The 13,609-nt window shown below is 69.7% G+C and carries 14 protein-coding genes; 10 read left to right on the forward strand and 4 right to left on the reverse strand.

Features of this window, described 5'->3' with window-relative positions:
- Positions 1–7: 7 nt before the first annotated feature.
- From ACFV6H_RS01175 to ACFV6H_RS01190, 4 genes are all read left to right on the forward strand, one after another.
- Positions 8–925, forward strand: coding sequence for a F0F1 ATP synthase subunit gamma (locus tag ACFV6H_RS01175; RefSeq protein ID WP_384975924.1), 918 nt, complete (start codon positions 8–10; stop codon positions 923–925).
- A complete protein-coding gene (gene atpD, locus ACFV6H_RS01180) occupies positions 926–2,377 on the forward strand; it encodes a F0F1 ATP synthase subunit beta (protein WP_384975922.1) in 1,452 nt (483 codons plus the stop codon).
- Positions 2,378–2,497: 120 nt separating this feature from the next.
- Positions 2,498–2,872, forward strand: coding sequence for a F0F1 ATP synthase subunit epsilon (locus tag ACFV6H_RS01185; RefSeq protein ID WP_093596794.1), 375 nt, complete (start codon positions 2,498–2,500; stop codon positions 2,870–2,872).
- Between the two features lie 125 nt (positions 2,873–2,997).
- Complete coding sequence (locus ACFV6H_RS01190; protein ID WP_093596797.1) at positions 2,998–3,444, forward strand: DUF2550 domain-containing protein; 447 nt, start codon at positions 2,998–3,000, stop codon at positions 3,442–3,444.
- Positions 3,445–3,533: 89 nt separating this feature from the next.
- Here ACFV6H_RS01190 and ACFV6H_RS01195 read toward each other — a convergent pair whose 3' ends face one another.
- From ACFV6H_RS01195 to ACFV6H_RS01205, 3 genes are all read right to left on the reverse strand, one after another.
- Positions 3,534–5,387 (reverse strand): glycosyl hydrolase family 18 protein, encoded by a 1,854-nt coding sequence (locus ACFV6H_RS01195; protein WP_385537061.1) that lies wholly within the window; start codon positions 5,385–5,387, stop codon positions 3,534–3,536.
- Between the two features lie 186 nt (positions 5,388–5,573).
- Entirely contained in the window at positions 5,574–6,251 is a 678-nt protein-coding gene (locus ACFV6H_RS01200) for a response regulator (RefSeq protein ID WP_385537064.1), read from the reverse strand.
- Positions 6,248–7,459, reverse strand: a complete 1,212-nt coding sequence (locus ACFV6H_RS01205) for a sensor histidine kinase (RefSeq protein ID WP_385537895.1) — start codon at positions 7,457–7,459, stop codon at positions 6,248–6,250. Before ACFV6H_RS01205 ends, ACFV6H_RS01200 begins: the two co-directional genes overlap by 4 nt.
- A gap of 283 nt (positions 7,460–7,742) precedes the next feature.
- Here ACFV6H_RS01205 and ACFV6H_RS01210 point away from each other — a divergent pair, with 283 nt between their 5' ends.
- The 4 genes from ACFV6H_RS01210 to ACFV6H_RS01225 all read left to right on the forward strand — a co-directional run bounded on the left by ACFV6H_RS01210 (position 7,743) and on the right by ACFV6H_RS01225 (position 12,114).
- On the forward strand, positions 7,743–8,327 hold the full coding sequence (locus ACFV6H_RS01210) for a hypothetical protein (protein ID WP_385537067.1): 585 nt from the start codon (positions 7,743–7,745) through the stop codon (positions 8,325–8,327).
- Positions 8,328–8,481: 154 nt separating this feature from the next.
- On the forward strand, positions 8,482–9,702 hold the full coding sequence (locus tag ACFV6H_RS01215) for a Clp protease N-terminal domain-containing protein (RefSeq protein ID WP_385537070.1): 1,221 nt from the start codon (positions 8,482–8,484) through the stop codon (positions 9,700–9,702).
- A 145-nt stretch (positions 9,703–9,847) separates the two neighbouring features.
- Entirely contained in the window at positions 9,848–11,407 is a 1,560-nt protein-coding gene (locus tag ACFV6H_RS01220) for a sensor histidine kinase (protein ID WP_385537073.1), read from the forward strand.
- 53 nt (positions 11,408–11,460) lie between these two features.
- Positions 11,461–12,114, forward strand: coding sequence for a response regulator (locus ACFV6H_RS01225; protein WP_385537076.1), 654 nt, complete (start codon positions 11,461–11,463; stop codon positions 12,112–12,114).
- A 42-nt stretch (positions 12,115–12,156) separates the two neighbouring features.
- On the opposite strand, the gene ACFV6H_RS01230 is transcribed toward ACFV6H_RS01225, so the two are convergent.
- Entirely contained in the window at positions 12,157–12,504 is a 348-nt protein-coding gene (locus tag ACFV6H_RS01230; protein WP_384784825.1) for a hypothetical protein, read from the reverse strand.
- A gap of 248 nt (positions 12,505–12,752) precedes the next feature.
- On the opposite strand from ACFV6H_RS01230, the gene ACFV6H_RS01235 reads away from it, so the two are divergent.
- The gene (locus ACFV6H_RS01235; RefSeq protein ID WP_385537080.1) at positions 12,753–13,181 is read left to right on the forward strand and encodes a helix-turn-helix domain-containing protein; all 429 of its coding nucleotides are present in this window, start codon (positions 12,753–12,755) and stop codon (positions 13,179–13,181) included.
- On the forward strand, positions 13,178–13,594 hold the full coding sequence (locus tag ACFV6H_RS01240) for a DUF4180 domain-containing protein (RefSeq protein ID WP_385537083.1): 417 nt from the start codon (positions 13,178–13,180) through the stop codon (positions 13,592–13,594). The genes ACFV6H_RS01235 and ACFV6H_RS01240 overlap by 4 nt, the downstream gene beginning before the upstream one ends.
- The last annotated feature ends 15 nt before the right edge of the window (positions 13,595–13,609 follow it).

Below are 13,609 nucleotides of genomic sequence, written 5' to 3' on the forward strand. Positions count from 1 at the left end.
CTGACTCATGGGAGCCCAGCTCCGGGTCTACAAGCGTCGCATCCGATCCGTCACCGCGACCAAGAAGATCACCAAGGCGATGGAGATGATCGCCGCCTCGCGCATCGTCAAGGCGCAGCGCCAGGTGGCGGCCTCCACGCCGTACGCGACCGAGCTGACCCGCGCGGTCACCGCGGTGGCGACGGGATCGACGACCAAGCACCCGCTGACCACCGAGGCGGAGACGCCGGTCCGTGCCGCGGTCCTGCTCATCACGAGCGACCGCGGTCTGGCCGGCGGCTACTCCTCGAACGCCATCAAGGCGGCGGACCAGCTCACCGAGCGGCTCCGTGGTGAGGGCAAGGAGGTCGACACGTACATCGTCGGCCGCAAGGGTGTCGCCTACTACGGCTTCCGCGAGCGCAGGATCGTGGAGTCGTGGACCGGCTTCACCGACAATCCGACGTACGCGGACGCCAAGAAGATCGCGGCGCCGCTGATCGAGGCCGTCCAGCAGGACACGGCCGAGGGCGGCGTGGACGAGCTCCACATCGTCTTCACCGAGTTCGTCTCGATGCTGACGCAGACGCCGGTACAGCACCGGCTGCTGCCGCTCAGCCTCGGCGAGACGGCCGAGGAGTCCGCGGCGAAGGGCGAGATCCTTCCGCTCTTCGACTTCGAGCCGTCGGCGGAGGACGTCCTCGACGCCCTGCTGCCGCGCTATGTCGAGAGCCGTATCTACAACGCTCTGTTGCAGGCCGCCGCCTCCAAGCACGCCGCCACCCGGCGCGCGATGAAGTCGGCGACCGACAACGCCGGGGAGCTCATCAAGAGCCTCTCCCGGCGTGCCAACGCGGCCCGCCAGGCCGAAATCACCCAGGAAATCAGCGAGATCGTCGGAGGCGCAAGCGCCCTGGCCGACGCGACCGCGGGGAGTGACAGGTAAATGACGACGACTACCGAGAATGCTGTGACGGCCGCGGCCACGGGCCGCGTCGCCCGGGTCATCGGCCCGGTCGTCGACGTGGAATTCCCCGTCGACGCGATGCCGGACATCTACAACGCCCTGCACGTCGAGGTCGCGGACCCGGCGGAGGAGGGCAAGCGCAAGACGCTGACTCTCGAAGTCGCCCAGCACCTGGGCGACGGACTGGTCCGCGCCATCTCGATGCAGCCCACCGACGGTCTGGTCCGCCAGGCCACGGTGGTCAACACGGGCAACGGCATCACCGTACCGGTCGGCGATGTGACCAAGGGCAAGGTGTTCAACACCCTCGGTCAGATCCTGAACCTGCCCGAGGCCGAGTCCCAGATCACGGAGCGCTGGCCGATCCACCGCAAGGCCCCGGCCTTCGACCAGCTCGAGTCCAAGACCGAGATGTTCGAGACCGGTCTGAAGGTGGTCGACCTGCTGACCCCGTACGTCAAGGGCGGCAAGATCGGTCTGTTCGGTGGTGCGGGCGTCGGCAAGACCGTCCTCATCCAGGAAATGATCATGCGTGTGGCCAATCTGCACGATGGTGTTTCCGTGTTCGCCGGTGTCGGTGAGCGCACCCGTGAGGGCAACGACCTGATCGACGAGATGACCGAGTCGGGCGTGCTCGACAAAACCGCGCTGGTCTTCGGTCAGATGGACGAGCCGCCGGGCACGCGTCTGCGCGTCGCGCTCTCCGCGCTGACCATGGCGGAGTACTTCCGCGATGTGCAGAAGCAGGACGTGCTGCTCTTCATCGACAACATCTTCCGCTTCACCCAGGCCGGTTCCGAGGTCTCCACGCTGCTCGGCCGTATGCCGTCCGCGGTGGGTTACCAGCCGACGCTGGCGGACGAGATGGGTGTGCTCCAGGAGCGCATCACCTCGACGCGTGGTCACTCGATCACCTCGATGCAGGCGATCTACGTGCCCGCGGACGACCTGACCGACCCGGCCCCGGCCACGACCTTCGCGCACCTCGACGCGACGACCGTGCTGTCGCGTCCGATCTCGGAGAAGGGCATCTACCCGGCGGTCGACCCGCTGGACTCGACGTCCCGGATCCTGGACCCGCGTTACATCTCGCAGGACCACTACGACGCGGCCAGCCGCGTCAAGGGAATCCTCCAGAAGTACAAGGACCTCCAGGACATCATCGCGATCCTCGGTATCGACGAGCTGGGCGAGGAGGACAAGCTCGTCGTCCACCGTGCCCGCCGTGTCGAGCGCTTCCTGTCGCAGAACACCCACGCCGCCAAGCAGTTCACCGGTGTGGACGGTTCGGACGTGCCGCTGGACGAGTCGATCACCGCGTTCAACGCGATCTGCGACGGGGACTACGACCACTTCCCCGAGCAGGCGTTCTTCATGTGCGGTGGCATCGAGGACCTGAAGGCCAACGCCAAGGAGCTGGGCATCTCCTGAGCCCTTGTTCATGGAGGGGGGCGGGTTCCTCCCGCCCCCCTCCGACGCTCCCGACGACAACCCATAGAATCAAGCCCAACACCCGGCCGAACGGCCGGGTGGTGACCCGAGGAGCCACCCTTGGCTGCTGAGCTGCATGTCGAGCTGGTCGCCGCGGACCGCAGTGTCTGGTCCGGCGAGGCCACCCTGGTCGTCGCGCGCACCACGTCCGGCGACATCGGCGTCATGCCCGGTCACCAGCCGCTGCTCGGTGTGCTGGAGTCGGGCCCGGTGACCATCCGTACGACCGACGGCGGAACGGTGGTGGCCGCGGTGCATGGCGGCTTCCTGTCGTTCGCCGACAACAAGCTCTCGCTGCTGGCGGAGATCGCCGAGCTGGCGGACGAGATCGACACCCAGCGCGCGGAGCTGGCGCTGGAACGTGCGAAGTCGGACGAGGATGCCGCCGCCGAGCGGCGCGCCGATGTCCGGCTGCGTGCGGTGGCGGTGCGCTGAGCCCTGTCACAACGGTTCTACCCTCAGCCGCGGCCCTGGCTGGACTCTCCAGACCGGGTCGCGGCTGAGGCGATGCAGGTGCGATTTCTGTTCCGGTACTGAATGAGGCGAGGAGGTCGGTGTTGATGGTCCTCGCTCTGCTCGTATGCGGACTGGTCGTCGTACTGGTTGCGGTGGGGCTCTTCGTCTTCGGTCTGCGCCGGCGGCTGATCCAGCGCTCCGGCGGGACGTTCGACTGTAGTCTGCGCTGGAATGTGCCGGAGGAGCCCGATCTCTCGGGCAAGGGCTGGGTGTACGGAGTCGCCCGCTACAACGGCGACCGGATCAACTGGTTCCGTGTCTTCTCGTACGCTCCGCGCCCGCGCCGCACCCTGGAGCGCTCCTCCATCGAGGTGGTGGCACGCCGGGCGCCCGAGGGCGAGGAGGAGCTCGCACTGCTCTCCGACGCGGTCATTCTCGGCTGCGCGCATCGCGGTGTCCGGCTGGAACTCGCCATGAGCGACGACGCGCTGACGGGCTTTCTCGCCTGGCTGGAGGCGGCGCCGCCAGGGCAGCGGGTGAATGTGGCCTGAGCCGGGGCTTGCGCCGGTGCTCGTACGTACGGACATGGTGAAGGGGGCGGCGCTCGGGCGCCGCCCCCTCACTCATGCCGTGCCGCTGGTTATCCGATGCCGTTCTTGACCGCGGTCACCAGTTCGCCGTTCGCCGTGTCTCCTGTGAAGTCCCAGAAGAACGCGCCGCCCAGGCCCTGCTGCTTCGCCCAGGCCGTCTTGGTCGCGATGGTGGCCGGGGTGTCGTAGCTCCACCAGTTGCTGCCGCACTTGGCGTACGCGGTGCCCGCGATGGTGCCGGTGGGCGGGCAGGTGTTCTTGAGGACCTTGTAGTCCTCGATGCCCGCCTCGTACGTACCGGGCGCGGCGCCGGTCGCGCTGCCGCCCGGCGCGTCCTGTGTCACTCCGGTCCAGCCGCGGCCGTAGAAGCCGATACCGAGCAGCAGCTTGTTGGCCGGCACGCCCTGCGCCTTGAACTTGGCGATCGCGTCGGCGGAGTTGAAGCCTGCCTGCGGGATGCCCGGGTACGAGGTGAGCGGGGAGTGCGGAGCCGTCGGGCCCTGCGCGGCGAAGGCGCCGAAGAAGTCGTACGTCATGACGTTGATCCAGTCCAGGTACTGGGAAGCGCCCGCGTAGTCGGTCTTCTCGATCTTGCCACCGGGCGAGGCGTCCGCCGTGGTGGCCGCCGTGACCAGGTAGTTGGCACCGAACTTGGCGCGCATGGCCTGCACCATGTTCTTGAACGCGGCCGGGCCGCTGGTGTCACAGGTCAGACCGCAGGCGTTCGGGTACTCCCAGTCCAGGTCGATGCCGTCGAAGACATCGGCCCAGCGCGGGTCCTCCACCAGGTCGTAGCAGGACTGCGCGAAGGCGGCCGGGTTCTGCGCCGCCTGGCCGAAGCCGCCGGACCAGGTCCAGCCGCCGAAGGACCAGAGGACCTTGATGTGCGGGTACTTGGCCTTCAGCTTGCGGAGCTGGTTGAAGCTGCCGCGCAGCGGCTGGTCCCAGGTGTCGGCGACGCCGTCGACGCTCTGGTCGGCGGTGTACGCCTTCTCGTAGTCGGCGTAGGAGTCACCGATCGTGCACTTGCCGCCGGTGACATTGCCGAAGGCGTAGTTGATGTGCGTGATCTTGGCCGCCGAACCCGAGGTGTCCAGGTTCTTGACGTGGTAGTTGCGGCCGTAGACGCCCCACTCGGGGAAGTAGCCGAGCTTGACCTTGCCGCCGGGGCCCGGGTCGGTGCCGCCGCCACCGGTGGTGCGGACCGCGCGGGCGCCGCTGACCGGGCCCGTCTGGTCGGCGCTGTCACGCGCCTGGACGGTGTACGAGTAGTCGGTGCCCGCGCTCAGACCGGAGTCGGTGTACGTCGTACCGGTGACCGTGGCGACCTTCGTGCCGCCCCGCAGGACGTCGTAGTTCTTGATGCCCTTGTCGTCGGTGGCCGCCGTCCAGCTCAGCGTCACCGCGGTGTTGGTGATGTTGCTCGCGGTGGGCGTGCCGGGAGCCGAGGGCGGGTTGTCGCCGGGGACGCTCGGTCCGCCGTCGCACGAGGCGCCGTTGAGCTTGCAGTTGGACGGTGCTCCCGCACCGCTGCCGTTGAAGCCGAAGCTCACGGAGGCGCCGGGGGCCAGTGTCCCGTTCCAGGACTTGTTCTTGGCGGTCCAGTGGTTGGCCGAACCGGTGATGTCGGCGTCCCAGCCGGAGGTGACGGCGGTGCCGGAGGGGAAGTCCCACTCCACCGTCCAGGAGCTGAGGCTGGTGGTGCCGGTGTTCTTCACCGTCCACTTGCCCTCGAAGCCCGTGCCCCAGTCGGAGACCTTGGCGTAGGTGGCGGTCGCCGAGGCGGCGGCCTCCGCGGGCGTGGCCAGTCCGACCAGGGCCGCGAGCGGCAGCAGCAGCGCGGTCAGGCCCGCGACAGCCTTCGATCTGAATCGCGTTCTGTGGAGGGCGGGTTGGATGTTCAAGCGTGCTCCTCAGGTGAGTACCGGACAAAGCGGGGGGTGGGTCCGTGCACTGCTCACCCTGCGACGGCTCACCGCAGCGTGTGCGGTGAGAGTAGGAAGGTCTGGACCACTCGTCAATAGGTCCAGACCAAAGGTGCGGTGGAGCGGGCCGCGGAACTGGGCGTTCCGGAATTTGTCCCAAGGGCTTTACGGCTCGTCGGACCGGATTCCCAACTCCTGTGCCAGCACCGCCGCTTGGACCCGGCTGCGCAGGCCGAGCTTGCCGAGCAGCCGGCTCACATGGGTCTTCACCGTAGCCTCCGCCATCGTCAGGCGTACGGCGATCCGGGCATTCGACAGTCCTTCACCGAGACAGGAGAGCACCTCGCGCTCCCGGCGGGTGAGGCTGTTCAGCAGGCCGGGATCGGCCGCGGTCCTGGCCGCGCCGGGCGCTCGTACGGACGTCGGCGCGGCGAACTCGGCGATCAGCCGGCGCGTCACGGCCGGCGCGATCAGGCCCTCGCCGCGGGCCACCGTCCGTACCGCCGTGAGCAATTCGCCGGCCTCGGCGTTCTTCAGCAGAAAGCCGGCGGCCCCGGCGCGCAGCGCGCCGAAGACATACTCGTCCAGATCGAAGGTGGTCAGTACGAGAACGTCCGCGAGCCCTTCCGCGACCACGGCCCGCGTCGCCGACACGCCGTCGAGCCTGGGCATCTGCACATCCATCAGCACCAGATCGGGGCGGAGTTCACGGGCCAGCGCGACGGCCTCCTCGCCGTCCGCGGCCTCTCCGACGACCTCGATGTCCGGTGCGCTGCGGAGGATGAGCACCAGACCGGCGCGTACCGCCGACTGGTCCTCGGCGACCAGGACGCGGATGGTCATGCCGTACCTCGTCGTTCCGTGACGGGCAGTTCGGCCCGTACCAGCCAGATTCTGCCGCTGTCACCGGTGGTGACGGGCCCGGCCTCGAACTCTCCGTCCAGCAGCGCCACGCGCTCCCGCATCCCGACCAGACCGGCGCCGGAGCCGGGCGCGCGAGGCCCGGGCCGGTCCTCGTACGGGCTGTCGATCCGGACCGTCAACGCCCGTTTCGTACGGGCCAGTTGGACGGTGACGGTGCCGGGCGCGGCGTGCTTGAGCGCGTTGGTGAGGGACTCCTGGACGATGCGGTAGGCAGCCAGCTCGACGGGCGCCGGGAGGGCGAGGGCGTCGGCATGGTGGCTGTCCTGGCGGCGGTCGTCCAGGGTGAAGTCGAGGCCGCTGGAGGCGCCGTTCGTACGGGCCTGGGCCAGCAGTGTGTCCAGCGCGCGCAGCGTGGGCGCGGCGGCCGGTACGGTCTCGTCACTCCCCGGGCCGCTGCCCGAGCTACTGCCCGAGCCGTTGTCCCGGAGCAGCCCGATCAGTCTGCGCATCTCGGCGAGCCCTTCGACACTGTTCTCCCGGATCACCGAGAGCGCGTTCCGGGTCGTCGCCTCGTCGTCCAGAGAGAGCGCGGCGGTGGAGTGGATCGCGATTGCCGAGAGATGGTTGGCGACCATGTCGTGCAGCTCACGGGCCATCCGGGCGCGCTCGGCCAGCACCGCCTGGCGGCGGTCCATCTCGGCCAGCAGGGCGGTCTGTTCGGCCCGCAGCCGTGCCGCCTCGGCCGCGTCGCGGTGGTTGCGCACCAGAGCGCCGGTGGTGGCCGGGCCGAAGCTGATCAGCCCGGTGAACACACCGATCAGCAGCGCGTCCACCTGGTGGATCCAGGAGACGAGCCCGATCGGCACCGCGACCGTGACCAGCGCCGTGGTCCAGGGGATACGGCGGGCGGCGGCCGGTGTTCCGTACAGCACCGCCGCGTACATGAGGTCCGTGAACATCAGCACTGTCGCGAGACTGCCGCTCGTGAACTGGTCGGCGGCCAGCGTGACCGTGCCGACGAACACCGTTGTGCGCGGCGCGGTCCTGCGTAGCGTCTCCAGCCCGGCCATGACGGCCACCGGCAGGAGCACCCACGCGCCGGTCAGCGGGCGTGTGTCTGGGATGGTGTGCAGCCCGAGGGCCCACAGCGCCAGACCGCCGAGCAGCCCGGCCGCGGCGATCAGCAGATCATGGCGGTGCGGACGGCCGACGCGGCGGGGGAGGGCGTCGCGGTGTGGACGGCTGTCGCCGTGTGGTCGGCCGTCGCGGCGGGACAGGGCGTCGCGGTACGGGCGCGGGAGCCGGAGGGAGACACTCACCCTCCCCATGAAACACGGCGCCCGGGCCATGGACGTCCCCATCCCGGGGGAGCGCCCAGTACATCGAAGGATGCAGTCGCGGTTCCTCACTGACGACGACGTGCCTCGGCGGCCCGGCCGGGAGCCTGGAGAGGACCGGAAGGAGAGGTCCGTGATCGTCACGCTGATCGTCGTCTGCGAGGTCGGCTTCTGGGTGCTGCTGGCCGCCGGGCTGGCCCTGCGCTATCTCGCCGGAATGCGGCGGCTGGGAGCCGCCGTACTGCTGCTGGAACCGCTGCTGGAGCTCGTTCTGCTGGCCGTCACGGCCGTCGACCTCAAGAACGGCGCCGAGCCCGACTGGAAACACGGACTCGCCGCGCTCTACATCGGCTACACAGTCGCCTACGGCCACTACACGGTCAAATGGATCGACGGCCACGCCGCCCACCGTCTCGCCGGCGCGCCGCGCCCGCCCAAGCCGCCGCGCCACGGCAGGGCCCGCGCCCGCCACGAGGCCGGGCTCTGGCTCCGTACGGTCCTGGCCGCCGTCGTCGCGATCGGCCTGCTCCAGTTCGCGGTCTGGTACGTGGGCGACGACGGCAGCACCGGATCCCTGACCGAGTGGCAGTTCTCGGCCCTCCGGGTCGTGGGCATCCACGGTGTGATCGCCCTGACGTACACGATCTGGCCGAAGAGGGCCCCGGCGTACTCCGAAGAGGCCTCTGCGGAGCGCCCGTCGCCGATCACGAAGCGGTGAGGCGGTGAGGCGGTGGCCGATCGGACGGTGAGCATGGCCAGTCGGCCGGTGAGCATGGCCGGTCGGCCGATGCGGCGGTACGAGGTGCGCGCCTAGCGTCGTTCGTAGGCCAGACCACCGCAGCCACCGCCACACCGAATCCCGAGGGAACCCGATGGAAAACCGACCGCCGCTCACGACGCGCATCGACGCCGAGACGACGGATGCCGAGACGACGGAGTTCGAGTCCGACGTCATCGACCTTCTCGCTGAGGTGTTGTTCCGCGCGCTCAAGCGTGAGTCCCGGAATGTGGGCACGGAGGACCTGCTGGCCGCACTGGTCATGGGTGACTCGCCGGCCGGTGAGGCGATCGCGCCCGGTATGCGGCGGGCCGGCTCGCTGAGCGGGATGATCCAGGGCCGGGCAGGGCGCGGATGGGTGAGCGACGACGACGGTGGCGACACCGGCCACGAAGGCAGTGACAACGGCACGTCGGCCGCATCCGGTGACGAGCACGAGGTCGACGCCGCCTGGCGCCTGGCGCAGTGGCACACCACGTGGCGCTTCCGGGGAAAGGACGACGCGCCGAGCGATCGGGTATGGCCCGAGCCGTCCGGCGCGCTGCGCGCCTGTCTGCTCCATGCCCTCCGGCTCGCTCGCGAGGAGGGATGTTCCGGTGTGTACTCCCGGCATATGGCCCGTGCCCTGCTGGACCTGCCCGGCACCAGGGCACGGGAAGCGTGCGTACTGAGTCGGCTGGACCCGGCCGCCGCGTCCGCCGCGCTGGACGCGCTCGACACCAAGGCCGCGGCGGAGACCGACGGGCCGCAGTCCGCGGCCGTCACCGTCCTGCGCCGGTCCGGATTGCTGGAGGACCGGAGCAACTGGCTGGCGCGCAAAGTGATGTCGTGGACGTCCGGCAGCACCGAAAACGGTACGCCCGTCATGTTCGCGGTGTCCGTGGAGGCCAAACGCCAGGCCGTACGGTGCGGACGGAGCGCGGCGGAACCGGTCGATCTGCTGCTGGCGGTCCTGGGCCTGGACCGGGCGCTGTCCGTCGCCCGACGGTCGCTGCCCGAGGCGCTGGTGTCCGCCAACCAGGCCGCCGGTCTGCTGCGTACGCACGGAGTGCGCCCGGCGTCGCTGACCTGGTCGGTTCTCGCCGTCGATCCGCTCCCCGTGTCCGACGAGGTGCCGTTCTCCGCCGAGGCCGAGCGGACCTTGGCCGTGGCACGGCTCACCGCCGCCGAGCACGGCGCTCCCGCCGTAGGAACGGTGCACCTCGTGACCGCGCTTCTCGACGGTGCCGAGGGACCGGTTCCGGAACAACTGCGCGCGCACGGCGTGGACTTGACCGCGCTGAAGGCGGATCTGAGCCTCCGGCTGAGCGCGTGAACGGCCGATCCGGGAGGGACAGCGGGAGGGACCGTGGGAGGAGCCGCGGAAGGAGGCCGACCCCGCGATGATCCGGCCGGTTCAGCCGACGCTACCGTTGCCGCGGCAAGACCTACGGGCGAGAGCAGGGATGACGGTGAGGCGCGTGCCCGGACGTACGCGTACGCGGCGGGCATGGGCGCGTGCGAGGTCCGGGACGGCGCACGCCATGTGGTCGGTGCGGCCGGCGCACGTGGTGCGGTCGCTGCGGCGCGAGGCCTCGGAGGGCCGGGCCGCCTTGCGCCGTGCTCCGCGCCGTACCGTCGCCGCCGAGGTGCTGGGCTGTCTGCTGACGGCGGCCCTCGGACTGATCCCGTTGCTGCTGCTGCACCGGGACCGGCCCGTCCTGGCCGTACTGGAGGCGCTGTACGCGGCGTTCCTGCTGCCCTTGCGGCGCTGCCGTCCGGTCCTCGCGGTGCTGGGTACGGCGCCACTGCTCGTCGGCCCCAACGTATGGGTGCTGGCGGTCGTACCGCTGGTCGTGCTGCCCGCCACCCGCCGGATCGCGCCGCCGCGCCGCGCGTGGCACGCCGTATGGGCGGCCTGCGCGGTGACCGCGGTGCTGACGGTCGTGGGAAGCCCGTTCCGGCCGGGCGCCTGGGCGGAGGAGCTGGCCGGGAACGGTGTCTCCGCCGTTCTCCTGGTGCTGCTTCCCGCGCTCGCCGGGATACTGCTGGGCCGGCGTCGGCCTCTGGTCAGTCTGCTGCGGGAACGCAACGCCTATCTGGAACAGGCCCGTTCACTGACCGCCGCCACGGCGCGGCTGGAGGAACGTACCCGGATCGCCGGTGAGATGCACGATCTCCTCGGCCATCGGCTGAGCCTGATCTCTGTGCACGCCGGCGCGCTGGAACTGGCCGCCGCGCGTCAGGCACCGCCGCTGGCCGGGCAGGCCGAGCTGCTGCGTACGACCGCCGGTACGGCGATGGAGGAACTGCGCGACATCCTGGGCCTGTTGCGGCGCGAGGACGCGGCGGTGTCGGTGTCGGTGTCGACGTCCGAGCCCGTGACGGTGCCCGTGGCCGTGCCCGAGAGGAGCCGGGGGACACGCGAGGACATCACCGCTCTGGTGGCGGAGTCCCGGCAGGCGGGTGTCACCGTCGAACTCGACTGGTCGCTCCCCGACACGGCCGAACCGGGCCCGCGCACCCGCCAGTCGCTGCACCGCGTGGTCCGCGAAGGGCTGACGAACGTGCTCAAGCACGCGTCCGGCGCGCCCGCACGAGTGGAGGTCAGGGACGACCTCGGCCGGATCGAGGTCTCCGTCACCAACGAGGCGCCGCGCGCGGGAAGTCATCAGGGCGCCGGAAACCGCAGCGGGCTGGCCGGCCTGGAGGAGCGGATCGCACTGCTCGGAGGTTCTTTCACGGCGGGCCCTCTGCGCGGTGGCGGCTTCCGCCTGGCCGCCGTACTGCCGTGCCGTCCGGACGGAATCGCCCTGGCCGTAGGCCCGTTGACACTTCCGTCGGGTACGGGCGAACTCGCCGCCGGCGTGTCCGGAGCCTCTCGCGGCAGCGGCGCACCACACGCGGGAACCCGCCCTCCGCTGTCGGACGAGGTCCTCACCTGGCCACGGGTGCTGGGCGCGGGCTGCGTGGCCACGCTCGTGATCCTGCCCACCGCGGCCTTTCTGATCATGCTCCTGACGATGGCCGCTCTGAGATAGAGCAGGTCCGGGGATAGAGCAGGTCCGGGACGAAGCCGCCCTAAGATGAAGTGGTGATTCGAGTCCTCATTGCCGACGACGAGGCGTTGATGCGCGCCGGCATCCGGCTGATCCTGGAGAACGCCGAGGACATCGAGGTGGTGGCCGAAGCGGGTGACGGCCATGAAGCCGTCGCGGGATGCCGGGACCGGACCATCGATGTGGCGCTGCTCGACATCCAGATGCCGGCCAGGGACGGAATCGCCGCCGCCGAGGACATCGCCCGTATCTCGCCGTCCACTTACGTGGTGATGCTCACGGCATTCGGTGAGGAGCAGAGCGTGACGCGGGCCCTGCGCGTCGGCGCGAGCGGCTTCCTGCTCAAGGACACCGGTCCCACCGAGCTGATCCACGCGGTACGGCTCGCCGCGAGCGGCGAGCCGGTGCTGGCACCCAGGATCACCAGACAGTTGATGGAACGGCATGTACGGTCCGCCCATGACACCCTGGCCGCCCGGCGCAAGGTCGAGAGCCTGACCGCCGCCGAGCGGAGCGTGCTGCGGCTGCTGGGCACCGGCCTGTCCAACGCCGAGATCGCCGACGAGCTGTATCTGAGCGCGAGCACGGTCAAAGCGCACATCAGCCGGATCCTCACCCGCACGGGCTGCGCCAACCGCGTACAGGCCGCGGTCCTGGCCCACGACGCGGACCTGCTCACCGACCACTGAAGACGGCCCGAACTGTGATGCGCGGGTGCGGAGTTCGATGATTCACGCCACGAACATGGTCACCCTGACCAGCAGATCGTCGTCCCAGTCGATCTCGCCCCGGATGTCCACGAAACCCTGGCGCGGCGCGACGTTGTAGACCTTCATGGACGCGCTGCCGATGAAGGGGACCAGACCGCCGTCGACCTCGGTCAGCGAGACGAGCACCGCGCTGTTGACGCCGATCTGCGAGATGAACGCCCGCACCTGGAAAATCCGGTGCGCGCGGATGTACATCACGAACGCGGCCTGATCGGCGGCGCTTTCGCCGCTCGTCGGCAATCTCTCCGGCTCGGCCGTCAGCAGGTCCGGACTGTCGTCCGGGGACGCGGCCTGAGTGTCGGTAGTCATCTCTGAGCCCTCCTTGGGCGATGCGGCAGGCCCCGTACCTACTGGGCTGCTCTTGGCATTCCCTCCCTCTTCCGGCAGAAGCCGCGCATGCCGCCATTTAGCCCAAAAGAGTGACGTTGGGTAGTGCGACGGGCACCATGGAGTGACGAGCGGTCGGGTGACTTCCCTTTACTTCTCCATCCAGTCCCATCAGGTGTTACTTTAGGGAAGGAAAGGGAGTCACGTGTGGCGGCGGAGAGCAGGGTGCGGTGCGGGAGTTCTATTCGGTGGAGCAGGTGGCCGGCCTGCTGGATCTGCACGTCAAGACCGTGCGGGGCTATGTACGGGACGGGCGGCTCAAGGCGACGCGGGTCGGGAAGCAATACCGCATCGCCCGGGAGGACTTGGAGACGTTCACCGGGAGCCCCGCGCCCCCGCCCGTACGGCGGACGCGGTATGCCGAGGTGTCCAGCATTGTGCAGATCGACGCCATCAGTCCCGAGGCGATGCCCCGGCTCACCAACACGGTCATGGCCCTCGCCCTCAGCCGCGACGGCAGCCAGCACAGTGACCGCCTGCGGGTCGAGACCGTATACGACGAGGAACGGGCCACCCTCAAAATCATTGTCCTGGGCGCCCTGGACACCACCGCCGACCTGCTGAAAGTCATCAACACCCTGCTCGACCAGCCGCAATGAGCAGCCGACATACGAAAGGGACACCGCCCGTGCCCGACGTACTCCAGCACCTCGACGGCACGCCCGTCCTCATGTGCGCGCCCGACGGCCCTCCGCTGGGCGACGAGCGCGCCGCGACCGATGTGATCGGCGACGGGATGTACCACGGCGCCGCCTGGGCCGCGGTGCCGGTCGCCCGGTTCACGGACGACTTCTTCCGGCTGCGCACGCGCGTGGCGGGGGACATCGTCCAGAAGTTCGCCAACTACCGCCTGAAGCTTGCCGTCGTGGGTGACATCACCTCGTACACGGAGGCCAGTACCGCACTGCGCGACTTCGTCCGCGAGAGCAACCGCGGCACCCAGCTCTGGTTCGTACCCGACACCGAGGCCCTCCGCGTACGCCTCGCCTCGGCCGGCGGCCCGTCCGCGTAACCCGCCTACCTGACC

Source organism: Streptomyces sp. NPDC059743, from assembly GCF_042732975.1.
GTDB lineage: Bacteria > Actinomycetota > Actinomycetes > Streptomycetales > Streptomycetaceae > Streptomyces.

Excerpts from the sequence above, each read along its gene's own strand:
- ACFV6H_RS01175 (WP_384975924.1), top strand. The coding sequence starts at position 8 with ATGGGAGCCCAGCTCCGGGTCTACAAGCGTCGCATCCGATCCGTCACC.
- atpD (WP_384975922.1), top strand. The coding sequence starts at position 926 with ATGACGACGACTACCGAGAATGCTGTGACGGCCGCGGCCACGGGCCGC.
- ACFV6H_RS01190 (WP_093596797.1), top strand. The coding sequence starts at position 2,998 with ATGGTCCTCGCTCTGCTCGTATGCGGACTGGTCGTCGTACTGGTTGCG.
- ACFV6H_RS01200 (WP_385537064.1), bottom strand. The coding sequence starts at position 6,251 with ATGACCATCCGCGTCCTGGTCGCCGAGGACCAGTCGGCGGTACGCGCC.
- ACFV6H_RS01215 (WP_385537070.1), top strand. The coding sequence starts at position 8,482 with ATGGAAAACCGACCGCCGCTCACGACGCGCATCGACGCCGAGACGACG.
- ACFV6H_RS01230 (WP_384784825.1), bottom strand. The coding sequence starts at position 12,504 with ATGACTACCGACACTCAGGCCGCGTCCCCGGACGACAGTCCGGACCTG.
- ACFV6H_RS01240 (WP_385537083.1), top strand. The coding sequence starts at position 13,178 with ATGAGCAGCCGACATACGAAAGGGACACCGCCCGTGCCCGACGTACTC.